27 protein-coding genes are annotated in these 21,557 nt (G+C 38.6%); 8 read left to right on the top strand and 19 right to left on the bottom strand.

Annotation, left to right across the window (positions count from 1 at the left end; all coding sequences use genetic code 11):
* The first annotated feature begins 8 nt into the window (after positions 1 to 8).
* The 8 genes from AY601_RS00580 (at position 9) to AY601_RS00545 (ending at position 6,932) form a co-directional block, all read left to right on the top strand.
* Entirely contained in the window at positions 9 to 212 is a 204-nt protein-coding gene (locus tag AY601_RS00580; protein WP_068395172.1) for a fructose-6-phosphate aldolase, read from the top strand.
* Between the two features lie 3 nt (positions 213 to 215).
* Positions 216 to 899: a cell division ATP-binding protein FtsE gene (locus AY601_RS00575; protein ID WP_068395170.1), complete on the top strand. Its 684-nt coding sequence runs from the start codon at positions 216 to 218 to the stop codon at positions 897 to 899.
* 147 nt (positions 900 to 1,046) lie between these two features.
* Positions 1,047 to 1,625, top strand: a complete 579-nt coding sequence (locus AY601_RS00570; RefSeq protein WP_068395168.1) for a nucleotide exchange factor GrpE — start codon at positions 1,047 to 1,049, stop codon at positions 1,623 to 1,625.
* A 2-nt stretch (positions 1,626 to 1,627) separates the two neighbouring features.
* Positions 1,628 to 2,803 (top strand): molecular chaperone DnaJ, encoded by a 1,176-nt coding sequence (gene dnaJ / locus AY601_RS00565; protein WP_068395166.1) that lies wholly within the window; start codon positions 1,628 to 1,630, stop codon positions 2,801 to 2,803.
* Positions 2,804 to 2,911: 108 nt separating this feature from the next.
* A complete protein-coding gene (locus AY601_RS00560; RefSeq protein WP_068395164.1) occupies positions 2,912 to 3,655 on the top strand; it encodes a DUF72 domain-containing protein in 744 nt (247 codons plus the stop codon).
* 60 nt (positions 3,656 to 3,715) lie between these two features.
* Positions 3,716 to 4,621, top strand: coding sequence for an ABC transporter ATP-binding protein (locus AY601_RS00555; RefSeq protein WP_068395162.1), 906 nt, complete (start codon positions 3,716 to 3,718; stop codon positions 4,619 to 4,621).
* Between the two features lie 4 nt (positions 4,622 to 4,625).
* The gene (locus tag AY601_RS00550) at positions 4,626 to 5,954 is read left to right on the top strand and encodes an ABC transporter permease (RefSeq protein ID WP_068395160.1); all 1,329 of its coding nucleotides are present in this window, start codon (positions 4,626 to 4,628) and stop codon (positions 5,952 to 5,954) included.
* Between the two features lie 48 nt (positions 5,955 to 6,002).
* Positions 6,003 to 6,932, top strand: coding sequence for an exopolyphosphatase (locus tag AY601_RS00545; protein ID WP_068395158.1), 930 nt, complete (start codon positions 6,003 to 6,005; stop codon positions 6,930 to 6,932).
* Here the strand turns inward: AY601_RS00545 and AY601_RS00540 are convergent.
* From AY601_RS00540 to AY601_RS00450, 19 genes are all read right to left on the bottom strand, one after another.
* On the bottom strand, positions 6,908 to 7,477 hold the full coding sequence (locus AY601_RS00540) for a Maf family protein (RefSeq protein ID WP_068395156.1): 570 nt from the start codon (positions 7,475 to 7,477) through the stop codon (positions 6,908 to 6,910). The two genes, AY601_RS00545 and AY601_RS00540, sit on opposite strands and share 25 nt — an antisense overlap.
* A 103-nt stretch (positions 7,478 to 7,580) precedes the next feature.
* Positions 7,581 to 7,982 carry a hypothetical protein gene (locus AY601_RS00535; protein WP_068395154.1) on the bottom strand — a complete coding sequence of 134 codons (402 nt, stop codon included), beginning with the start codon at positions 7,980 to 7,982 and terminating at the stop codon, positions 7,581 to 7,583.
* Between the two features lie 62 nt (positions 7,983 to 8,044).
* Positions 8,045 to 8,572, bottom strand: a complete 528-nt coding sequence (locus tag AY601_RS00530) for a KdsC family phosphatase (protein WP_068395149.1) — start codon at positions 8,570 to 8,572, stop codon at positions 8,045 to 8,047.
* Positions 8,573 to 8,815, bottom strand: coding sequence for a Fe-S cluster assembly protein IscX (iscX, locus tag AY601_RS00525; protein WP_068395148.1), 243 nt, complete (start codon positions 8,813 to 8,815; stop codon positions 8,573 to 8,575).
* 21 nt (positions 8,816 to 8,836) lie between these two features.
* Entirely contained in the window at positions 8,837 to 9,169 is a 333-nt protein-coding gene (locus AY601_RS00520; protein ID WP_068395147.1) for a 2Fe-2S iron-sulfur cluster-binding protein, read from the bottom strand.
* A gap of 39 nt (positions 9,170 to 9,208) precedes the next feature.
* Positions 9,209 to 9,973, bottom strand: a complete 765-nt coding sequence (locus AY601_RS00515; RefSeq protein WP_068395145.1) for a Rossmann-like and DUF2520 domain-containing protein — start codon at positions 9,971 to 9,973, stop codon at positions 9,209 to 9,211.
* A 40-nt stretch (positions 9,974 to 10,013) separates the two neighbouring features.
* Positions 10,014 to 12,482, bottom strand: a complete 2,469-nt coding sequence (locus AY601_RS00510; RefSeq protein WP_068395143.1) for a heme lyase CcmF/NrfE family subunit — start codon at positions 12,480 to 12,482, stop codon at positions 10,014 to 10,016.
* Positions 12,483 to 12,487: 5 nt separating this feature from the next.
* On the bottom strand, positions 12,488 to 12,898 hold the full coding sequence (locus AY601_RS00505; protein ID WP_068395141.1) for a cytochrome c maturation protein CcmE: 411 nt from the start codon (positions 12,896 to 12,898) through the stop codon (positions 12,488 to 12,490).
* 295 nt (positions 12,899 to 13,193) lie between these two features.
* Complete coding sequence (gene msrA, locus AY601_RS00500) at positions 13,194 to 13,853, bottom strand: peptide-methionine (S)-S-oxide reductase MsrA (RefSeq protein WP_068406971.1); 660 nt, start codon at positions 13,851 to 13,853, stop codon at positions 13,194 to 13,196.
* A 145-nt stretch (positions 13,854 to 13,998) separates the two neighbouring features.
* Positions 13,999 to 15,420 carry a Glu/Leu/Phe/Val family dehydrogenase gene (locus tag AY601_RS00495; protein ID WP_068395140.1) on the bottom strand — a complete coding sequence of 474 codons (1,422 nt, stop codon included), beginning with the start codon at positions 15,418 to 15,420 and terminating at the stop codon, positions 13,999 to 14,001.
* A gap of 164 nt (positions 15,421 to 15,584) precedes the next feature.
* On the bottom strand, positions 15,585 to 15,791 hold the full coding sequence (locus AY601_RS00490) for a CcmD family protein (RefSeq protein WP_068395138.1): 207 nt from the start codon (positions 15,789 to 15,791) through the stop codon (positions 15,585 to 15,587).
* 12 nt (positions 15,792 to 15,803) lie between these two features.
* A complete protein-coding gene (gene ccsA / locus AY601_RS00485; protein ID WP_068395136.1) occupies positions 15,804 to 16,463 on the bottom strand; it encodes a cytochrome c biogenesis protein CcsA in 660 nt (219 codons plus the stop codon).
* A gap of 116 nt (positions 16,464 to 16,579) precedes the next feature.
* Complete coding sequence (locus tag AY601_RS00480) at positions 16,580 to 17,239, bottom strand: heme exporter protein CcmB (RefSeq protein ID WP_068395134.1); 660 nt, start codon at positions 17,237 to 17,239, stop codon at positions 16,580 to 16,582.
* Positions 17,240 to 17,341: 102 nt separating this feature from the next.
* Positions 17,342 to 17,764 (bottom strand): hypothetical protein, encoded by a 423-nt coding sequence (locus tag AY601_RS00475; protein WP_068395132.1) that lies wholly within the window; start codon positions 17,762 to 17,764, stop codon positions 17,342 to 17,344.
* Between the two features lie 160 nt (positions 17,765 to 17,924).
* Positions 17,925 to 18,395, bottom strand: coding sequence for a hypothetical protein (locus AY601_RS00470; RefSeq protein ID WP_068395130.1), 471 nt, complete (start codon positions 18,393 to 18,395; stop codon positions 17,925 to 17,927).
* Between the two features lie 216 nt (positions 18,396 to 18,611).
* Positions 18,612 to 18,947, bottom strand: a complete 336-nt coding sequence (gldC, locus tag AY601_RS00465; protein WP_068395129.1) for a gliding motility protein GldC — start codon at positions 18,945 to 18,947, stop codon at positions 18,612 to 18,614.
* Positions 18,948 to 18,999: 52 nt separating this feature from the next.
* A complete protein-coding gene (locus AY601_RS00460; RefSeq protein WP_232324669.1) occupies positions 19,000 to 19,269 on the bottom strand; it encodes a hypothetical protein in 270 nt (89 codons plus the stop codon).
* Positions 19,270 to 19,271: 2 nt separating this feature from the next.
* Positions 19,272 to 20,609, bottom strand: a complete 1,338-nt coding sequence (locus AY601_RS00455) for a DEAD/DEAH box helicase (RefSeq protein ID WP_068395127.1) — start codon at positions 20,607 to 20,609, stop codon at positions 19,272 to 19,274.
* 226 nt (positions 20,610 to 20,835) lie between these two features.
* On the bottom strand, positions 20,836 to 21,510 hold the full coding sequence (locus AY601_RS00450; RefSeq protein ID WP_068395125.1) for a GIY-YIG nuclease family protein: 675 nt from the start codon (positions 21,508 to 21,510) through the stop codon (positions 20,836 to 20,838).
* Positions 21,511 to 21,557 lie beyond the last annotated feature (47 nt).

Raw genomic sequence — 21,557 nt, 5'->3', positions numbered from 1 at the left:
TGAACAAAATGTATGTAATCAAAGTAAAAGGTATTGCCAAAATCCCGGATTATGTCCAGCTAAGAGATGATAAATTCACCTTACTGGCTTATTTCAGGGTAGACCGGCCTGATAAATCTCTGGAAAAATTAGGTCTGGGTGACAAGTTGCCTTATATTATGGATATGGTAAAAGATTTACCATTTGGTCAGATTGCAAAATTAGATATTTAAGACATGGCAGGAAACGCAGTTATAAATTTAAAAAATGTAGATGTATTTCAACAAAAACACCTGGTACTCTCTGATGTTAATCTTAACATAGATAAAGGTGAATTTGTATTTCTGATCGGACAGACAGGATCTGGAAAGAGCAGTTTATTGAAAATCATTTACGGTGAACTTCATATCGGTAATGGTGAGGGGGAAATTGCAGGCTTCGACCTTAAAAAACTGGCCGAGCGGGATGTGCCTTATCTGCGCAGAAAGTTAGGGATCGTATTCCAGGATTTCCAGTTGTTAACAGACCGTACAATTGAAAAGAATCTTGATTTTGTATTGAAAGCAACTGGCTGGAAAGACAAAAAGCTAATTGAAGAACGGATTAAAGATGTACTGGAAAAGGTGGGACTGCGTTCAAAAATCAGAAAAATGCCACATGAGCTTTCTGGTGGTGAGCAGCAACGTGTGGTAATCGCGCGTTCACTATTAAATAATCCGGATATTATCCTCGCGGATGAGCCTACAGGAAATTTAGATCCTGAAACGTCCGAAGAAATCGTATTGTTGCTGAAACAAATCAGCCAGAGCGGTACTGCTGTATTAATGGCTACGCATGATTATCATATCATCCGTACCCTGCCATCACGTATTATTAAGTGTGAAGCAGGTATCGTCCATGATGATGCAACAATCAACTAGGTGTCTGTTCCAAAAAACTGACCATTCCTGACAAAATAATTTCTTTTCAGCCATTCTGTACAGTGTTGTTCAAACAAAACTGACAGCATGGCTGATATACTTCATTGGCAAACCTTTTGAGTTTGCATTATAAAATTCTACTATACCATGTTTAGCAAGAAGAAAACAAACGATACAGAAAATCCTATTACGGAAAATACTGCTGAAGAGCAGTTAAACAAAGAACTTACAGATGACGCGAATGCGGATACTATCACTGAACCTGTAGAGGAAATCTCTGCTGAAGAGCAATTAAAACTTGATAATGCAGCGTTGAATGATAAATATCTTCGCCTTTTTGCTGAGTTTGATAATTTTAAAAGACGTACACAAAAAGAACGTGTTGAGCTTTTACAGACTGCTGGTAAGGATGTAATTATTTCTATGCTTCCTGTACTGGACGATTTTGACCGTGCAAATAAAGCAACTGAAAACGCTACTGATGTGACTGCAATCCGTGAAGGGATTCAATTGGTACATACTAAACTGAAAAGCATTCTGAATCAGAAAGGCTTAAAGGAAATGGAATGTGCAAATACTGTTTTTGACACAGACCTTCATGAAGCAATCACTAAAGTCCCTGCCCCAACTGAAGAGTTGAAAGGAAAAGTTATAGATGAATTAGAAAAAGGATACACTTTAAATGACAAAGTTATACGCTTTGCAAAAGTAGTTGTAGGTAGTTAATTATGAGTAAGAGAGATTATTACGATATCCTTGGTGTAAGCAAAGGTTCTTCTCCGGAAGAGATCAAGAAAGCTTATAGAAAGCTGGCTATAAAGTTCCATCCGGACAAAAATCCTGATGACCATACTGCTGAGGATAAATTTAAGGAAGCTGCTGAGGCTTACGAGATATTAAGCAACCCGGAGAAGAAACAACGCTATGACCATTATGGCCATGCAGGTGTTGGCGGAGCTTCTGGTGGCGGTGGTGGCTATGGCGGCGGCGGCATGAACATGGAAGATATATTCAGCCAGTTTGGCGATATCTTTGGTGGCGGCGGTGGCGGTGGCAGTCCTTTCGATAGCTTTTTCGGCGGACAGCAACAACGCAGCAGCGGCAGACGCGTAGCTAAAGGCTCTAACCTTCGTATTAAAGTCAAACTTACCCTTGAAGAAATAGCGCATGGCGCAGAGAAAAAAATAAAGGTTAATAAACAGATTGTTTGTAAAACCTGTGATGGTTCTGGAGCGAAGGACAAATCATCTATCAGCACTTGTAAAACTTGTGGTGGCAGTGGTTCTGTTCGCAGAGTAACCAATACTATTTTAGGCCAGATGCAAACTACTGCTACCTGCCCGACTTGTAATGGTGCCGGCTCACAAATCACTTCTAAATGTACCTCATGTCATGGTGAAGGAACAGTTCGTGGTGAGGAAACAATTACAATCAATATCCCTGCAGGGGTGAGTGACGGTATGCAATTGAGCATGAGCGGAAAAGGTAATGCAGCCCCTAATGGTGGTGTTCCCGGTGATCTGATCATTCTGATTGAAGAAATCCCTCATGAAACCTTGAAACGTGAAGGAAACAATATCGTTTATGATTTACACTTAAGTATCATTGATGCTGCTTTAGGCTATAGTGCCGAAGTACCCACAATTGATGGTAAAGCTAAAATCAAAATCGAGCCCGGTACACAAAGCGGAAAGTTATTGCGCCTGAAAGCTAAAGGTATTCCTGAAGTAAATTCTTATCACCGTGGTGATCAGATTATTCACGTAAATATCTGGACGCCCAAAGCCCTGAGCAGTGAAGAACGGAATATGCTTGAGAAACTACGTGAATCTCCGAATTTCAAACCTCAGCCAGGTAAAAATGACAAGAGCTTCTTTGAAAAAATGAAAGAGTATTTCGAGTAATCGTTTCTTAAATATAATTTTAAAACAGGCTGTATCTGAATGGGTACAGCCTGTTTTTTTATGCAAAAACTTTAGTCCGGAACCGTTGTTTAATTTAAAAAATGGTTTATGGATGGAATAGCAATAGCAGATTGGAGAATTGGCTGCTCCGGATTTTATTATAAAGAATGGAGAGAGGTATTCTACCCTTCCAGTCTTCCTCAAAAGGACTGGTTTAGCTATTATTGCCAGCATTTTAATACGATAGAGATTAATTCTTCCTTTTACAAACAGCCTTCTTTAAAAAGCTTTAATACCTGGTATGAGACCAGTCCGGCTGATTTCCTTTTTACGATTAAAGCGCCCCGTACAATTACACATTATAATAAATTTAATGAGGTGGAAGGCTTGGTTATTGATTTTTATGAGGTAATTTCTTCTGGCTTGCGGGATAAAACAGGCTGCGTATTATTTCAAACGCCTCCTTCTTTCACTTATACCGAAGAGAGATTAGCCTTATTGTTAAAAAATTTAAATCCTTTGTTTAAGAACGTAGTTGAATTCAGGCATATTAGCTGGTGGAATAATACGGTGATGGAAGAGTTTAAAAAACATCACCTGACTTTCAGCGGATTAAGTTATCCTTCTGCTTTACCAGATGGAGTGGTTCTATTTAATGATCCTGTTTATTACCGCTTCCATGGCAAGCCGGTCCTCTATAAATCACTGTATACCGGACAGGAAATAATTGCTTTTGCTAAATCTATAATGCAGGGACCTCAGCAAGTATTCGTATATTTCAACAATACCTGGGGCACATCGGCATTGACCAATGCAAAACAATTAATTGCATTAACAAATACAGCTCGCTAAATCTGTAACATTTTGTCTGATTTCAGTCTAAAGGGTAACTAAGAACTAAATAAAGACTAAATGCTTAACGTAAATAATATTGTTAAACAATATGCTACGCATCTTGCACTGGACGATGTAAGTCTGAAGGTAGAGCAGGGAAAGATATTCGGATTACTAGGCCCAAATGGTGCAGGCAAAACATCACTCATCAGAATTATTACGCAGATTACTGCACCAGATAGCGGTGAAGTAATCTTTAATGGCGAACGTCTGAATTCTTCTCACATTGCAAGAATAGGATATCTCCCGGAAGAGCGTGGTTTATACAAAAAAATGGAAATTGGTGAGCAGGTGCTGTACCTGGCCAAGCTCAAAGGTATGCGTACATCTGAAGCTACTAAAAAAGTCAGGTACTGGTTTGAAAAACTGGAAATGGGAAGCTGGTGGAATAAAAAGGTAGAAGACCTGAGTAAGGGGATGCAGCAAAAGGTACAATTTGTAGCTACTGTATTACATGAACCTGAACTGATTATTCTGGATGAACCTTTTTCTGGCTTTGATCCTGTCAATGCAGACATCATCAAGAATGAAATCCTGGAATTGAACAAGAAAGGTGCAACTTTTATTTTTTCTACGCACCGGATGGAATCTGTAGAAGAGTTATGTGATAGCATTGCATTGATTCACCGTTCTAAAAAAATACTGGATGGTTCAGTATCGGATATTAAGGAACAATACAGGAATAATACCTACTGGGTAGAGTATGATGGGGAGTATCCTGCTGAACAGGCAACTGGTCTGTTTGAAATACTGCATAAAGAGACACTGCCGGGTAAAACAAGGATTAAGGTTCAGATCAGCACAGGTAAGACTGCCAACCAGCTTTTATCAGCCTTGCTGCCTGTCGTAAATATTCATCGCTTAGATGAAGTAATCCCTACAATGAACGACATTTTTATTGACCAGGTAAAACTAAAAGATTAACGCGATGAACAAGATTTTACTCATTATACAAAGAGAATACCTAAGCCGGGTCAGAAAGAAATCATTTATTGTCATGACGTTGTTAACACCAATCATTGTCGCAGGTTTTTATGGGATGATCATTTACTTCTCCATACAAGGGGCTAGTTCGGCCAATAACAGGATTGCGGTAGTGAATGATAATAAAACACTAACTGAAAAGGTTGCTTCTACTAAAAATACGACTTACGTTTATGTCCATAAATCATTGGCGCAAATGAAAGCTGGTCTTAAGGACGAAGATTATGACTACATTCTTTACCTGCCTGAGTTTAGCCTGGACCATCCTGCAGGAATACAACTTTTAGGAACTAAACAGGCCGGCTTTTCCATGAATTCGAAAGTAGTTGACGATGTGGAGAATACTATCAGAATTCAAAAACTTAAGGAAAGTGGTATTGCACAAGAAGACCTTGATAAATTAAAAGCTACTGTCAATATTGATAACAAGAAGATTAATCAGGCAGGACAGGAAGAGGATTCGAGTGCTGGTGCAACAACGGTTATTGGCTATGCATCCGGTATCCTGATGTTTACTTTTATTCTGATTTATGGTATTCAGGTGATGCGTGGCGTAATTGAAGAGAAAACAAGCAGGATTATTGAAGTGATGATTTCTTCTGTCAAACCTTTTCAGCTGATGATGGGAAAAATCATCGGTATTGCTTTGGTAGGATTGACGCAGTTTGTTCTTTGGATCTTATTGACAGTCACGATTTCAACTGTAGCGGTTAAAACGTTTACAGGCAATAAAGGATTGCAGCAAAGTACTGTTTCTGCTGTACAATCAAAGACAGGAACTTCCATCGGAAAACAGGTAGCTGACGATGGTCCGGTTGCTTATATTCAAAAAAGTATGGCTAATCTTGATCTGACAAAAATCCTGCTGGTCTTTATATTCTTTTTTATTGGCGGCTATTTATTCTATAGTTCTCTATATGCGGCAATTGGTTCAGCTGTGGATAGTGAAACGGAGACACAGCAATTTGTGATGCCGATTATGATGCCGCTTACTTTGAGTTATGCCCTATCTTTAAGTGTTGTGGTGAATGATCCTTATGGGCCGCTTGCTTTCTGGTTATCGATGATACCCTTTACTTCTCCGATTGCGATGATGGTCAGGTTACCTTATGGTGTGCCCGACTGGCAGCTGGCTTTGTCTATGGGATTATTGATAGTGGGATTTATAGGGACAGTGTGGGTAGCTTCAAAAATATACAGAGTAGGTATATTAATGTATGGCAAAAAAACCAGTTTGAAGGAAATGTTCAAGTGGTTCAGTTATAAGAATTAAAAATTCAGGGAACAGAATTAACAAGAAAAGATAGTATTAACGAAACAGATGAAAGCAGCGGTTATTGATTTAGGAACGAATACTTTTCACTTGATTATTGCTGATCTTACGCCATTAGGTGTGGAGGTCATTTATAAAACTAATTTACCTGTCCAATTAGGCCAGGGCAGGATCAATGAGAACTTGATTATTCCTGAAGCTTTTGAACGCGGAATAGAGGCGCTAAAGGGCTTTAAAAAAGAAATAGATGCGCAACAGGTTACTATTGTTCGTGCCATTGCAACGTCCGCAGTACGCAGTGCTGGAAATGGAAAAGATTTTGTTATTGCCGCCCTTAGAATAGCCGGAATAGCTATTGAAGTGATTAGTGGGGAGGATGAGGCTGCTTATATCTTTAATGGCGTCAAGGCAACAGGTGTGATCAGCCAGCAATCGCTGATTATGGACATTGGCGGGGGAAGTACTGAGTTTATAATTTGTAATCAGGATGGTCCGCTGTGGAAGAAAAGTTATAATATAGGTGCTGCAAGATTATTACAGGCTTATTTTCATTCTGATCCGATGAGCAATGAAGAACAGTCTGCGATACAAAAGCATCTTGATCAGAAGTTGGCAGATCTGCTGGCTGCCTGTCAAAAGTATCAGCCACAGATTTTGGTTGGTTCTGCTGGTGCATTTGAGACTTTCGCAGCGATGTTACTGGAAGGTATTGACCTGAAAACAATAAGTTCAGCTTCTTTTGATATTGAACAGTACCGGAGCCTTGCTGAAAGGCTGATTGCTTCTGCACATGCAGAAAGGGTTTTGATGCCAAACCTGATTCCGCTCAGAGTGGATATGATTGTCATCGCCGCCATCCTGACCAATTATATACTGGACAAAACAGGATTAAAAGCAATCAGCTTATCTACTTATGATTTAAAGATGGGTGTATTATACCGGATCTGGTCAGATCAGAAGTTTGAAAGTTCTAAGTAAAGCTTCTCTGTTGGCAGCCCCATTACATTGGTATAAGAGCCTTCAATACGTTCTACTGCGATAAAGCCCAGCCAGTCTTGTATGCCATAAGAGCCCGCTTTATCCAGTGGATTATAGTGATGGATATAATGTTCTATTTCTGCTGTGCTGAGGGTTCTGAAACGCACTTCTGTTTGATCAAAAAAGGTTTTAAGCTTGTCTTTATAAGCCAGGCTTACTCCTGTATAAACCTGATGACTGGTACCTGATAGTTTTTCAAGCATAACTTTAGCATGTAATGCATCTGCTGGTTTACCTAAAATCTCACCATTATAAGCAACGATAGTATCAGCAGTAATGACCAGGCTTGTTAAACGTTCTTCAACAAATGCCATCGCTTTCTTCTCCGAGATGTAACAAGCAATTGCATCAGGAGACAGGTGTTCAGGGTAACTCTCGTCTACATCTTTTAATAACACCTTAAAATCAAGCCCCATTAATTGCATCAGTTCTTGTCTGCGGGGTGATTTGGAGGCCAGAATAAGGGGAGTCGTTTGCTTGTACATATGAATATATTTTGGGCAAAAATAATAAAAGCGGCCCAAAGCCGCTTCTATTATTTTCTTTATTTGAAAGCTGATATAAATTCAGACGTTGAATTTTATAGCACTACTGGTTCTCTGCCGGCTGACCAGTTCCCTGGCCTCCCATCCTGTTTTTCATTGCTGTTCTTCTTTCTTCAAGAAAAGTAGCGTAGGCTTTCTTTTGATCGTCAGTTAATATTGCTTTGATCTTTTCGTTATTACCTTGCATCAGCGTCATCATTTTGGTACGCACAGCTTTTCTATCGTCCCCGGCTGCTGCTCGCGCTTTGTTCATCTGTGTATTCTGATCAAGCAATATATCGTGGATTTTGGTTTGCTGATCAGCAGTCAAAGTTAATTTCTCAGTCAGCTGCGCAGTAGATTTTGTCGCTCTTTCTTCTGGTGTTCCGTTACGGTTACCACCTTGTGCATGTGCAAAAGTTATTACACAGAATAACATTCCGCAAATCATCAATAATTTCTTCATATCTATCTTTTTTTTACAGATAGAGTCAAAATTAAAAGGAAGGTTTAAAATTGTTGTGTAACTTATTTACTGGAATCGACAGCAGAGGGATTGGCATCAAACCATTTCCCCTGTATTCTCAAGACTTTTTCAATGACATCCCTGGCCGCTGTCTGACCACCTTTAAAAGGTGAAATATATTCAGAGATAGCTTTGATATCTGAACAGGCATCTGAAGGGCAGGTAGGAATACCGACCAGCTTCATTACATTCAAGTCAGGAATATCATCTCCCATGTACAGCACTTGTGTGGGTTTAATAGTATAGATTTCCAGATAATCGTTGAAGACCTCAACTTTATCTGATACGCCTAAAAACACATCTGGTATACCCAGACCTTCAAAGCGTTTCTCCATTGCCTGACCACGGCCTCCGGAAATGATACATACATGGTATCCTTTTTTAACGGCCAGCTGTAAAGCATAGCCGTCTTTAATATTGAAAGTACGCATGAGCTCTCCGGACTCGGTTGCTATAACATCGCCGTTAGTTAAAACGCCATCGACATCAAAAACAAACGTGGTAATTCCTTTAAGTTTCTGCAGTAACATCTAGTCCTGGTTATCTCTCCATTCATAAACCCAGGCAGACTGGATTTGCTCCAGGTGACCTTCATTGCTTTCTTCTCTTGTACCTTTGAAATTAGGCAGGGAAAGAACCCAGTCCACTAATTCAGTAAACCTGATCCGGTAAATTTTAGATTCATTAAAATCATTTCCAAACTTTTCATATAATTCCTGAGCAATATCTTCGTGATCTTGCCAGTGAATAGGTAAAGCAAACTTATCCTGCATGTTTTCTTGTTTTATAATTTATTAATGGCCTAAAAATTCTGACTGGTTAGGAATAGTAACCTCGATATTTCCGTTGATCACTATGCACTGGCAACCTAATCTGGAAGAGATCTTCGGACTTACTGCCCTGTCAATGAAATCTTCTTCTTTATCAGATATTTCCTGAATGTTATCCATTCCCTTAGTCACATATACATGACAGGTACTGCAACCGCAAACACCACCGCAGTTATGTTGTAGATCTATTCCATTATCCAAACAGACTTCCAGCACTGATTCTCCGCCTGCAATTGGCAATTGGATTTGTGCTTTACCCTTTTCTTCAAAATTGACTGTTAATTGATAAATATTCATAATTGTTTTCAAAAATAAGCAGCAAAAACCGCAATCTTGTTATAGATCGTTTTTTTTAATGCTATTACTTAACGTTTGGTAGATTTGCTGTAGTCCGGGTGTACTGCTTAGTAAATCAAGATGTCTTTTTATAGTTTCCTGGTCGTTCCGGATGGCCGGGCCGGTTTGGGCTTCAGCTGGCGTCGATGACTGCACTTTTTCGGCCGTTTCCAGGATTAATGGTTTCAATAAATCGAAATTCAGCTGATGCTGCTCCAGCAGTTCACTGCTCAGTTGATAGAGATGATTGGTGAAATTAGAAGCAAAAACTGCTGCAACATGTAAAATACCGCGTTGCTGAGAGGTGACTACGGAAACCTTTGCGCTTAATAACTGCGCAATTATCTTAATCTTCTCTAAGCTATCTTCCCGATCTGCTTCAATACACAAGGGCACACGTGTCATATCTACTGCTTTAGATTTAGAGAAGGTTTGCAAAGGATATAATACACCGTAACCATTCTTTACTGCAGATAATACACTCATTGGTGTTGCGCCTGAAGTATGGACAACAATTCCTTTTACGTCTGTTAAGTGCGCTGCAACTGAAGCGATCGCATTATCTTTTACGGCAATCACATAACAATCAGCAGAACGGTCCAGCTCGTCCCAGTCGCTGATTGGTGTTGCTTTAGTTAAAGCGGCAAGGATTTCTGCATTTCTGCTATCCTGACTCCAGACCTGAACAATGTCAACTCCAATCGCTTTAAAAGCGATTGCGAGATGTGTTGCCACATTTCCTGAGCCTATACAAACAATATTCATGGAGAGTCAGTTTAAATTTCCCTGGTAAAAATACTTTTAATTAAACTGATTTGATCTCTTTTTGTCTTCTGATGATAGAAATTACAAATCCAATCACCATTACAATTAAACCAACCCAATATAAATTGATATAAGGGAACTCGATAGATTTAAATACGACCCAATCTTTAGATTGTTGTGGTTTTTCAAATACTTGTAATTCCACTTTTTTCTGATCAGGGAGTATTTTGGTAAATCTCAGTCTTAAACCTAATTCAGGAATATTACGTGCAAAATCGAATGTATTATTTCCTTTAACCAGGAAGATTGGTTCAGTTTTATAAATCTTACCGTTCAGGTTGATTTCCAGTGGAAGCCCTACTGCAATATCACCTTGTGCTAAAGCCAGGCTCTTAGCTGTTGGTTTGAAGTTAAGATCCTTCACAGTGATAATACCACTGCTGGTATGTAAAGTATCCCCAGTACTTACAGTAACTACCCTTGGTTTTTTATAATTCTGCTCATCACTCTGTGCATCACTATCTGCATGTGCATCCTTTTTATCAGGAGCGCTGGTAATGTGCGTGTATACATCATAAGTCAGGTAATGTTTGGTATCCGGAGATGCAATCAGACCCATTTTCTCATTGATCTGAACACGTGGGTTCAAGTTAAAGTCTTCTTTAAGTTTGCCTGTTTTCTCATCAATCACTTTAAAGTTCAGTGTATAATAAGTATTAGGGGCTATCGTAGTGTCGTTTGTATAGGTTACTGTAAAACGGCCCATTTTTTTAGGTTCGTTTTTGTACAGCACCATGTTCTCACCTGGTTTTTCTACTTTTTCGAAGTCTTTTACCGGAATAAAGTTCGTTGCATTGATAGATACCGGTTTACTTGTTGCCGCAGCGACCAGGGCACCTACTAATAGCAAGGCGAAACCGATATGCGCAACTGCTGCTCCTACTAATTTACCTTTGCCACTGAATCCTTGGGTAAGCACACGCGCATTAGATAAAATAGCGAACATACAACTGAATGAAAGTAAAATATAAATCAGGTTGTTATAGACGTTGGTTATATAAACAAACCCTGCTGTAACTACAATTGCAATGATCAGTGTAGCCACCAGACTGCTATAGAATTTACGGGTATCGGTACGTTTGTATTTTAAGAATTGAGAAAAACCAGATATCATAGTAATCAGGATAGCAAACGGAGCCTGCCATTGATTGTAATACTTGATCGCATCAATCGGGGGTGCAAAATTAGTTCCGAAAGCTTTATTGAATACCGGAACTGAGGTAGAGAAAATAACCTGGATACAAGCAACTGTTACCACAAGTGCACCAATGAACATCCAGAATTCTCTTGAATAGGTTTCTTCGTCTTTATTGGTAATCGGTAATTCTTTCCAGCGTAAGATAATCAGGATTACCGGAATAGCCAGGAATACTACGTTGTAAAGGATCAGGTGACCAAACATCCCCAGGTCTGTGAAGGAGTGTACTGATGTTTCTCCAAGAATACCGCTTCTGGTTAAGAAAGAAGCATATAATACCAGGATAAAACTCACTAACACGAGTGCGATAGAAGTAAAGAAAGCATGACCGGTATTTTTGAAAGCAATCATGACATGGACTGCACCAATTAAGGTTAACCATGGAATTAATGACGCATTTTCAACCGGGTCCCATGCCCAGAAACCACCGAAATTCAGTGCTTCATAAGCCCAGAAAGAACCCATGATAATTCCTGTACCTAAAACCATCACAGCAAACAGTGCCCATGGCATAGCAGGTTTTACCCACTCTTTATATCTTTTTTGCCATAAGCCAGTAATTACGTAGGCAAACGGAACAATCATACTCGCAAACCCAAGGAATAAGGTTGGCGGGTGAATCACCATCCAGTAATTCTGAAGAAGTGGGTTTAAGCCTCTTCCATCAGTAATGAACTTAAGATAGTTTTTATAATTTTCAGCATCGGCAAATACTACCGGTGCCATGTCTTTCAGGTTTACTGCATCTCTTAACAGGATAAAAGGAGAACTTCCAATGCGTTCACCAAAGATCTGAACGCCTAATAGCATAGAAGTTAAAAATACCTGTGAGAAGGCAACAACAGTCATCACTCCATTTTCCCAGGTCCTTGCTTTCCAGATCAGTATTGTTCCTAAAATAGCTTGCCAGAATGCCCAAAGCCAGAAACTACCTTCTTGTCCTTCCCAGAATGCGGAAACGATATAATATACAGGAAGTGTTTTTGAAGAGTGCGAATAAACGTAATAGTATTCGTTATAATGATTCAGGATCAGATAAAACAGTGTTACCCCAATTCCAATTACACTAAAGAGATTAGTTAAAAATGCTATTCTTCCCAAACGTTGCCAGGATTTATCTGCAAGGTCTTTATTGCGGGTCGCAAAGAAATAAGAAATCGTTGAAAGTAGTGCAGCGGCAAACGCTAAAACAATAAAAAACTGCCCAACTTTGCCGGGGAGGAGGGTTTCTCCTGTGAATTGTATGTCCATTAAAATTATTTGTATTGTTTAACCTGTCCGTCCTGCTTGATCTCTACTAGGTCGTTATTATATTTAGAGGGGCACTTCATTAATATTTTAGAGGCGTAAAAAGTGCCTTTATTCATCTTACCGATGAGTACGAGCTTTTCAGAACGTTCAAAGTCTTGTGGTTTAGTCCCACTATAAATAACTTTCTCTATGTCACCTTTTTCATCTTTCATATAGAAAGAGAAGTGGTTAGCATCTTTTAAGGCATCATAATAAGTTCCCTTTTCTTTTGCCCAATGGCCCATTACGTGAAACTCTCTGGAGTCTTTAGCCGCTTCTGTAAAGGTCGAATAGTTACTGGTATCAGCATTTAAGCTAACCAGGAAACAAACACAGATAGCAATTGTAATTAAGCCAATAATTGCACTTTTTTTCATGAGAATATATCGTTTTTTGTCAAAATTGATGTTTGCAGCTATACGTTATTAGAAAATGTATTTACTGCCTTTTCATGGTTAAAACATAAACTGGCTCCGCCAATTTAAACAGGACATAGCTTGCTTACACGAGCATCCTCTCCTAACCCATTAAAAGAGTACACAAAGATAAAAAATATAAGTACCTAAAGCCTGTTACATACCGGCTAATACTTTAGATGACAAAATATTGATAGTTGGCTGACAAATAAACGACATAATGCCAGAAAAAGTAATTGGAACGGCAGGCAATCTACTACTTAAGATACTCTTTCTTAATCAATTGAGGCAGTTCTTTTCTGACATGCATGACTTTTGGTTTAGAGACACTTCTGATGTAAGGATCCCATAAATTACGCTCATAATAATCCTGATGTGAACTTTCTGCAGGATAAAAGACTTGAATTGGTTCCAGTTCTGTAACAAAACTATCGGAATAGTATTTGGCTGCCTGCATCTCTGCCATAACTTTGGCAATTGTCTTTCTCTCTTCAGTGTTGCGATAAAAAGCGATCGACCGGTAATCATTTCCTATATCCGGTCCCTGCCTGTTTAATTCAGTGGGGTTATGTGCAAGGAAAAAAGCATGAAGGAGTTGTGTATAAGAAATCACGGATGGATTGTAATAAACCTGAACTGATTCCGCATGACCAGTATTCTTACTCAAAACGTCTTCATAAGTAGGATTTACAGTAACACCGCCTGCATAACCACTGATAACTGTATTTACACCTTTTAACTGAACTATGCTCTCCTGCATTGCCCAGAAACACCCTCCGGCAAAAGTAGCTACAGCCTCATTTGGTTTACGTACAGGTAAAACGGCAAACCCATTAATACTTGCTATTTGCTGCTTCCTGTCTGAGCAGGAAACAAATAACAAACTAATCATTACTAAACATATGGCTGTTCTCATAGCTGGATGATTATAAGAATCATTCCCCCATACCAATATACGAAAACCCGGTTGTGCAGATTTCAATCAGAATGTCATATAAACCGGAAACAAAAAATCCGCAACGTTTTACACGTTGCGGATCGAATATTAAGTTAGCCGGAGCTTATGGCCAGATACCTAAGTTCATGTAAGAAACAGCAATTTTATCGATTGAACCAACAAAAGCAGCAGTTCTTAAAGTCTGGATACCAGGTTTAGTCACAAGAGTCTCTCTGATTTCATGGTAAGAATGAATCATTGTATCTTCTAATCCTGAATTTACCAATTCCAATTCAGAAGCACCTTTAACAATCATTAAACGGTGTTCAGCAGGGATACTCTGACCTGTTAAGCTTTCCAGTGTATTGATTAAGTTCGCATTTGAGTTTTCAGCATAACGTTTTTCCATACGGCCAAAAGCTACGTGAGAAAGGTTTTTCAACCACTCAAAATAAGAAACGGTTACACCACCAGCGTTACAATACATGTCAGGGATGATAATACCACCCATTTCAGTGAAGATTTCTTCAGCTTCAGGAGTACATGGTCCGTTTGCACCTTCAGCGATAATTTTAGCTTTGATGTTTCTGATGTTTTCTGCAGTGATTTGATTTTCTAATGCCGCAGGAACAAGGATATCGCATGGTTGCTCTAATCCTTCCATAGAATTTTTAAATTCTTTGGCTCCAGGGAAACCTAAGATTGAACCTGTCAATTTACGGTGTGCAAACACTTCATCAACATTCAGTCCGTTCTCATTATAAATAGCACCTTCAAACTCACAAAGACCAACAATAGTAGCACCAAATTCAGTAAGGAATTTTGCAGAGTGATACCCTACGTTTCCTAATCCCTGAACGATAACCCTTTTATCATCCAAACCAGCTTTAAGACCGATTTTGTGCATATCTTCTGTTACCCTTACGCATTCTCTTACTGCATAAGCAACACCACGGCCGGTAGCTTCTTTACGTCCGCGGATACCGTGTAAAGCAATTGGCTTACCGGTAACACAGCCTAACGCATCCAGCTGACCTGGGTTCATTGTCATATATGTATCAGCAATCCAGCTCATTTCACGTTCTCCAGATCCATAATCAGGAGCAGGAACGTCAATACCAGGACCGATGAAATTCTTTTTGATCAATTCTGTAGTATAACGACGGGTGATGTTTTCCAACTCACCTGTTGTATAGTTTTTTGGCGTAATTTTAATTCCCCCTTTTGCACCACCAAAAGGAACATTCACGATTGCACACTTATACGTCATTAGTGCCGCCAATGCCATTACCTCATCTTCATTAACCATTTCACTGTAACGAATCCCTCCTTTAGTAGGACTCATGTGGTGAGAGTGTTCAACACGCCATGCATCAATTACTTCGAATCCATTTCCTCTGCGGATTGGAAACTGGAAACGATAAACACTGTTACAAGCTTTAATTTGGGATAGTAAACCCTCTGGGTGACCGGTGAATTGTGCTGCGTTATCAAAGTTTTTACAGACATCTGTAAAAAAATTTGTCTCGTTTGCTGTAGTAGCCATTGTTTGATTTTTATGAATTTGAATTATGTTCTTATTCTTATAGCTGCAAAATTGCACTAAAAAAAACGATTAATACAAATTAATAATTGCTTAGTGTAAGTGAAACACCTCATTAAAAATTACTCAAAAACCTGTGTTAAAGGCTTTAAAAATAATTTTTCACCCTAAGATTTTTTTTCTAGTTTTTTTAATCTGCGATCAATTGAGAACAGGAAAAAGATCAGTCCCAGTAAAATAACTGCCACGCAAACAACAACAACGTAAATTTTTTCTGATCCCGCAAGTGTATCGGTGATCGCAGAAGTCTGATCCTGTGCAAAAAGTTGCAGTGTAACCATTAACATCAGAACTGTAGTAATAAGTTTTTTCATCAGATTATATTTTTATACCGTTTTGTTTTTTTCTATAGCAGATACCCTGAAAAGTAAGGTATATATCCAGTAACCAATTAATATCCAGCCTAAACATGCAGGGTAGAAAACCATTCTCATATGGCTGTCAAGGTCATACGCATTAAATCCAGGATTCCCTCCGTTACCCGGATGCAGTGAATCTGATAATCTAGGCAATACAAAAAGCAGTACGACCATCATCGGGAAGGCAAAAATATTATAGATTGCAGCAATCTTAGCTCTTTTCTGATCTTCATCAATTGCATTTCTCAGTACCAGATAAGCAAAATACAATAAGAGTGCAATCGCAGCAAAATTCTGTTTCACATCAAAACTCCATGCCTGCCCCCATGTAAATTTAGCCCAGATAGCACCAGTGATAATACCAAGTATACCAAACAACACACCCGCATTTACACTTTGCACCGCTTTCATGTCATGCTCCTCATTATTATTGCTCAGATATTTTATACTATGGTATACAGAAACACTAAAAAGAACGATCATACCAAACCACATCGGAACATGGAAGTACAGATTTCTGATACTTTGATGCAATATAGGTAAAGCAGGAACTGACGCTAAGAAGCCAGCTACTGTAGAATAAACTACCAGTACCGCTCCCAAAATTTTCCACCAGGATTTATACATTTATTTCAGATTTAAGGTCACTTGTTAAGCCAATAGCAATCAGCTTAATTTTGCGAGTTCAAAGGTAACAAAGCTTTATATATTTTAGTTAATTTTTTAAATGCACCACCAGCTGCCTAGTCACGCCACAAGTATGGGAACAACATCAGCGAAAACACGGCTACCAATACATTAATAATCAAAAGAATTCCTATTTCATCCAGACTCACACTCCTGTCCAGCCCGTCAATCGCATTCTTACTCAGCTTAATCAGGACAGTAATCACTGGTATAATTACCGGAAAACTTAAAATTGCCATCAGCATTCCGCCATTGCCAGCTTTCGAGGCTATCGCTGAAATCATAGTAAAAATGGTCGAAAAGCTCAGACTTCCCAGAACCGTAGCAACCAGATAAAGTCCCATATCTTCTGGCACATAATCAAATACCAGCGTATAAAAACCCAAAGCAATCAGCGTAAGCAGTAACATCAAAAAGATATTGTAAATAGTTTTGGAGATAATCAATGCCAGCGGACTTGCAATCGTATAAATATACAATTGCCTCCCTTTGCTTTCCTGAAGAAAACTCTTGGAAACTGCATTAATAGAAGCAAACAGCATGATGATCCAGAATAAAGCATTCCAGGTTATTCCTCTTAAAGAAACGAAAGAAAGAAAACAGACAAATACTGTAGATACCACATAAAGTACGACCCCATTTAACGCATACTTTGAGCGCCACTCCAGCAACAACTCTTTCCCAATTAAAAACTTAACTTCCTTTATTAACTGCATTTCGGCACAAATATAATTTTATGGATTGTTTTTTCACGGAAAGAGCGGTATTTGCTGCTCAAATATTAATTATATTGTACTTCTATGATAAAAGGGGGAATATTAAACCTCCGAAAGCGGAACTTCCGGTATCTGCTGAATAATAATAACCTTTTTTCTAACCGTAATCAAGGGTAATACTCCAGCTAAAATCACGAACCAGCCCCATTTATATTTTACCATACCCGAAGCCAGGTTGATTAATTTTCTGAAATGTATAAAACTGAAATAGTCATGTGACTTAAACCATACGGCAGACAGGGTCAGAATAACCATTACAGTAGCAGCCCATCCACAGGCTCTTAATAAACCTGTTTTATTCAGGAAAGCTCCCAAAAAAGCCATTATAACAATCACATAAAAAATAGTTCCTAAAGACTGATCTATTCCGAAATAGTTCCAGTTTCCAATAATAGGTACATGTACCAGGGGGCACATGCCTCCTACAGCAAGTAATAAGGCACCAATTACACCTTGAATCTTCATAAAAAAGAGTATTTTAAATAAACACCTGCAAAAGTATCATCTATTTACTGAATTAACCTAAGATCATATATAAATACGCTCTATGTACAGAATATTCAGTTCAAAACCAGCAAAAAAACCGGTCAGATCTTTTGCTGGTTTATAAAAAGGTAAAAACCTTCTATCTTGATTTTATTGTTTTTAGGTTTTTGTCAATATCCACATACCTTGTCACTCCATCAATTTTAACGATTTCGTCTATTACAAAATCCAGTTTTTTGTGCACATTTTCAAAATTAAATTGTATCAGATCAAATTTACCATCCGCTTCATCAAGACTGGCTTCAACTACATCAAGTCTCGCCTCAATCCTATCCAATCTTAACTCAACTTTATCAAGCCTCGCCTCAATCCTATCCAATCTTAACTCAACTTTATCAAGCCTCGCCTCGATCCTATCCAATCTTAACTCAACTTTATCAAGCCTCGCCTCGATCCTATCCAATCTTAACTCAACTTTATCAAGTCTCGCTTCAATCCTATCTAACCTTTCTTCAACTCTTGCAATTCTTACACTCAGACCTTCTATACTACCAACCAATATCTGGATAACTTTTTCCAGATTAGCTAACTGTTCTTTCAACTGTTCCATATCTTTAAATCTTCTGCAATAAAATTACCAAACTTAATTTAAAAACAAACAATTTAACTTAAAAAAACACATGCATGTATATGATCCTTTAACACTCCTCCAAATTCCATTACAAGTGTGGATACACAAAAAAGAGAAGGCCAGGTTTCCTGACATTGGCCACCTCTTCAGATGAGCGCCGACAGAAAACCTGGCCTTCTCTTTTTTTTTAAATTCTTACTTTCCTGGATCAATTCCCATTTTATCTGCAAAATGCGCACAATAATCTCTCAAATCTTCGATGATTAAAGTTTCACCAGTTGCTTTTAAGAAACTATCGCCCATCGTCTGCAAAGTCTCGTAAAAGAACCTTTTCATCTCATCTACAGGCATATCCTTAGTCCAAAGATCTATCCGCATTGAATTCTTATAATTATGGTCCCACAGCGCTAACATCATAGATTTCACAGGCACTTTTTCCTGCGTTTCCGCGTCTGTAGATTCCCACATCAAATTCTCCGGGACATTATTATCATCAAGCTCAACCGTTATTTTAATTTCTGCTGTTTTCATTCCAATGTAATTGTTGTTTTCTTTTTCTATTAATTCAAACCTCTGCTGAATATTATCCTAAACTAACCCTTAGAATAACCATCAATACCACAGTGAAGATGATCAAAGCACACTCCACTATCCATAATTTGCCGAGCAAAGGTATAAACTTCCGGAAAATCAGATCTGAAATGAAAGCAATAATTGCAGTTAAAACACAAAGACCTATTAATAATCCATTCACCCCCTTTTGTACAGGGAGCTGCTTATCCGGGCTAAAGAAAAGCAATAAAGCAAATACAATACAGCCAGAGCTCACAATATTTAAAGGCGTTAATTTCAAGACTAGGTTTTTTTGAATTTTCTTTTCTTCCAGGCCGGAGTTTTATCCATTTTTTTCTTTGCAGAAGCCGCAGCGGCCGCAGCAATAGCAGCAGCATGTTTTTTCTCATGGAAAGCTCCTTTGAAATCAGGATCATCTTTCCTTTTCTGATTATCGATTTCCCTTGCAATATACTGACGCTCCTCATAAGGAGTTTCCTCTACAAAAACCTCTTTCGGAAGTTCAAGAACAGGAATACTCTGGCGCATTAGTTTCTCAATCTTTTTAACATAATACATCTCTGCTTCTGTACAAAAAGTAAGTGCATCTCCTTTTGCATAAGCCCTTCCGGTACGGCCAATACGGTGAACATAATCCTCAATAATAATTGGAACATCAAAGTTGATTACATGACTAACCTCAGCTACATCAATTCCACGGGAAGCAACATCGGTAGCTACCAGCACACGGATATTACCTTCTTTAAAACTATTAATCGAATTAATTCTTGTATTTTGTCCCTTATTCGCATGAATTACCCTCACCTCGGCAGCACCATACCTGCGCTCAATAAAACTAAAAATATTATCAGCTACAGTTTTGGTCTTACAAAAAATGATCAGACGCTTAAAGTCTATCTCATTCTTCAATAAATGCTGCAAAAGATTGATTTTGGTCTTGAAATTCGGAACCTCATATAACCCCTGCGTAACAGTTTGTGCCGGAGTAGCCTGCTGGCCAACCTCAATAATGGTTGGATTTTTCAGGAAATCACCGGCAATCTTATGCACAAGGTCACTCATGGTTGCCGAGAAAAGCAAATTCTGTCTTTTACGCGGTACAACTTCCAGAATCCTGTGAATAGAGCCGATAAAGCCCATATCCATCATTTTATCTGCTTCATCCAATACCAGGAACTTCAAGTATTGTGTATTAATATGTCCGGCAAGATAAATATCAAGGAAACGGCCCGGAGTAGCGATAATAATATCTACACCAGCTTTTACTTGTTCTATCTGCGTTTTCGGACCAATTCCTCCGAAAATAACTACGGAACGTAAATCTGTATATTTTGAAAATATTTTTACATGCTCAGCAATCTGCATCGCTAATTCGCGTGTTGGTGCCAGAATTAAAGCACGTGCAGCATCTCCCTGAGCATATTTAAGCTGCATTAATATAGGCAGCACATAAGCTGCCGTTTTTCCTGTTCCCGTCTCGGCAATCCCAAAAATATCTTGTCCCGATAAAACCGGTGCGATTGCTTTTTCTTGTATTGGAGTAGCAACCGTAAACCCTGCATCAGCGACAGCATTTAAAATCTGCCTGTTAAGGTTGAACTCTTCGAATGTTTTTGGCATTTTGCAAATATAATATAATTAATAGGAAGCTAATCAGGCGCTTCTTTAAATGTTATTTTTATGAATAAAGGGGGAAAGAGAAACTGACACTAATTTCTCACGGAATGGCTTATATTTTTCCATACGTTACTCTAAAGGAACGTATGGAAAAATATAAGCCAAAAGTACTTGTCTATCTTAAAAACACGCAGACAGGTACCTCAAAAAATTATAAATTGAAAACTGGTTATACTTCAACAGCAGCAACCTGTACCCTTGCCTTTAAATTTTTGAATTGGTAATCAGGAATTAAATCTCTTTTTTCATGTACCTGGGTAAATTCGAAAGATTCTTCAGTTTCTAAAGCTGTGATTGCATCCTTTGCTTTATTGTAAGAACATCTGAATAATTCGCCAGAATCAGTTGCTTTTCCACTTTTCTCTACCAGGTAATTCACTTTGTTTTCACTCAGCTTTTGCTGAATCTTACGTTCGCTTCTTCCTTGTGTAGTTGTTCTTGCATCAAATAAAAGAACCCAGTCATCAAAACCTGCATATCTGGTTTTAGGCATGTTTAAGCTTTTGATCCTGTCAATGATATTACTTGTAGAACCTACCTTAATCAAAGTTCCTTTTCTTGAACCAGCAATGTAAATAAAGCCAGCTTCATGCTCTCTCAATAAAATTGCAATTTTTCCTGTTTCACACTGCGGACAATGACCCCCGATAGTTTTGAAATTATGATTATCATCTTTAGTACAACCTACAGTGTTGTATGCGAAGACTGTGTTCGTCTCAGACATACGCTGCTTTAGCTCTTCTGTCATCCCCTCTCCTTGTGCGTCAAACAGCAAATCCGCTGGGATTTTGTGTTTTTTTATAAAGCTTTCCTGTGTCTTGGTTAATACGTGTTTAATAGTCATTTCCAAAATTAGTCATATTAATTGGTTTTAAATCAGTTAAGACTATA

This window comes from Pedobacter cryoconitis (genome assembly GCF_001590605.1).
GTDB lineage: Bacteria > Bacteroidota > Bacteroidia > Sphingobacteriales > Sphingobacteriaceae > Pedobacter > Pedobacter cryoconitis_A.
This window is presented reverse-complemented; position numbering and strand designations above follow the sequence as displayed.

What these genes read in the sequence shown, in the direction of transcription:
- AY601_RS00510 (WP_068395143.1), bottom strand. Translation starts at nt 12,482, where the DNA reads ATGGACATACAATTCACAGGAGAAACCCTCCTCCCCGGCAAAGTTGGG.
- AY601_RS00530 (WP_068395149.1), bottom strand. Translation starts at nt 8,572, where the DNA reads ATGTTACTGCAGAAACTTAAAGGAATTACCACGTTTGTTTTTGATGTC.
- AY601_RS00575 (WP_068395170.1), top strand. Translation starts at nt 216, where the DNA reads ATGGCAGGAAACGCAGTTATAAATTTAAAAAATGTAGATGTATTTCAA.
- AY601_RS00545 (WP_068395158.1), top strand. Translation starts at nt 6,003, where the DNA reads ATGAAAGCAGCGGTTATTGATTTAGGAACGAATACTTTTCACTTGATT.
- AY601_RS00470 (WP_068395130.1), bottom strand. Translation starts at nt 18,395, where the DNA reads ATGGAACAGTTGAAAGAACAGTTAGCTAATCTGGAAAAAGTTATCCAG.
- iscX (WP_068395148.1), bottom strand. Translation starts at nt 8,815, where the DNA reads ATGCAGGATAAGTTTGCTTTACCTATTCACTGGCAAGATCACGAAGAT.
- msrA (WP_068406971.1), bottom strand. Translation starts at nt 13,853, where the DNA reads ATGAGAACAGCCATATGTTTAGTAATGATTAGTTTGTTATTTGTTTCC.
- AY601_RS00505 (WP_068395141.1), bottom strand. Translation starts at nt 12,898, where the DNA reads ATGAAAAAAAGTGCAATTATTGGCTTAATTACAATTGCTATCTGTGTT.
- AY601_RS00550 (WP_068395160.1), top strand. Translation starts at nt 4,626, where the DNA reads ATGAACAAGATTTTACTCATTATACAAAGAGAATACCTAAGCCGGGTC.
- AY601_RS00455 (WP_068395127.1), bottom strand. Translation starts at nt 20,609, where the DNA reads ATGCCAAAAACATTCGAAGAGTTCAACCTTAACAGGCAGATTTTAAAT.
- AY601_RS00570 (WP_068395168.1), top strand. Translation starts at nt 1,047, where the DNA reads ATGTTTAGCAAGAAGAAAACAAACGATACAGAAAATCCTATTACGGAA.
- AY601_RS00580 (WP_068395172.1), top strand. Translation starts at nt 9, where the DNA reads ATGTATGTAATCAAAGTAAAAGGTATTGCCAAAATCCCGGATTATGTC.
- AY601_RS00560 (WP_068395164.1), top strand. Translation starts at nt 2,912, where the DNA reads ATGGATGGAATAGCAATAGCAGATTGGAGAATTGGCTGCTCCGGATTT.
- dnaJ (WP_068395166.1), top strand. Translation starts at nt 1,628, where the DNA reads ATGAGTAAGAGAGATTATTACGATATCCTTGGTGTAAGCAAAGGTTCT.
- AY601_RS00475 (WP_068395132.1), bottom strand. Translation starts at nt 17,764, where the DNA reads ATGAAGATTCAAGGTGTAATTGGTGCCTTATTACTTGCTGTAGGAGGC.
- AY601_RS00490 (WP_068395138.1), bottom strand. Translation starts at nt 15,791, where the DNA reads ATGAAAAAACTTATTACTACAGTTCTGATGTTAATGGTTACACTGCAA.
- gldC (WP_068395129.1), bottom strand. Translation starts at nt 18,947, where the DNA reads ATGAAAACAGCAGAAATTAAAATAACGGTTGAGCTTGATGATAATAAT.
- AY601_RS00480 (WP_068395134.1), bottom strand. Translation starts at nt 17,239, where the DNA reads ATGCAGTTAATAAAGGAAGTTAAGTTTTTAATTGGGAAAGAGTTGTTG.
- ccsA (WP_068395136.1), bottom strand. Translation starts at nt 16,463, where the DNA reads ATGTATAAATCCTGGTGGAAAATTTTGGGAGCGGTACTGGTAGTTTAT.
- AY601_RS00450 (WP_068395125.1), bottom strand. Translation starts at nt 21,510, where the DNA reads ATGACTATTAAACACGTATTAACCAAGACACAGGAAAGCTTTATAAAA.
- AY601_RS00555 (WP_068395162.1), top strand. Translation starts at nt 3,716, where the DNA reads ATGCTTAACGTAAATAATATTGTTAAACAATATGCTACGCATCTTGCA.
- AY601_RS00515 (WP_068395145.1), bottom strand. Translation starts at nt 9,973, where the DNA reads ATGAATATTGTTTGTATAGGCTCAGGAAATGTGGCAACACATCTCGCA.
- AY601_RS00540 (WP_068395156.1), bottom strand. Translation starts at nt 7,477, where the DNA reads ATGTACAAGCAAACGACTCCCCTTATTCTGGCCTCCAAATCACCCCGC.
- AY601_RS00495 (WP_068395140.1), bottom strand. Translation starts at nt 15,420, where the DNA reads ATGGCTACTACAGCAAACGAGACAAATTTTTTTACAGATGTCTGTAAA.
- AY601_RS00535 (WP_068395154.1), bottom strand. Translation starts at nt 7,982, where the DNA reads ATGAAGAAATTATTGATGATTTGCGGAATGTTATTCTGTGTAATAACT.
- AY601_RS00520 (WP_068395147.1), bottom strand. Translation starts at nt 9,169, where the DNA reads ATGAATATTTATCAATTAACAGTCAATTTTGAAGAAAAGGGTAAAGCA.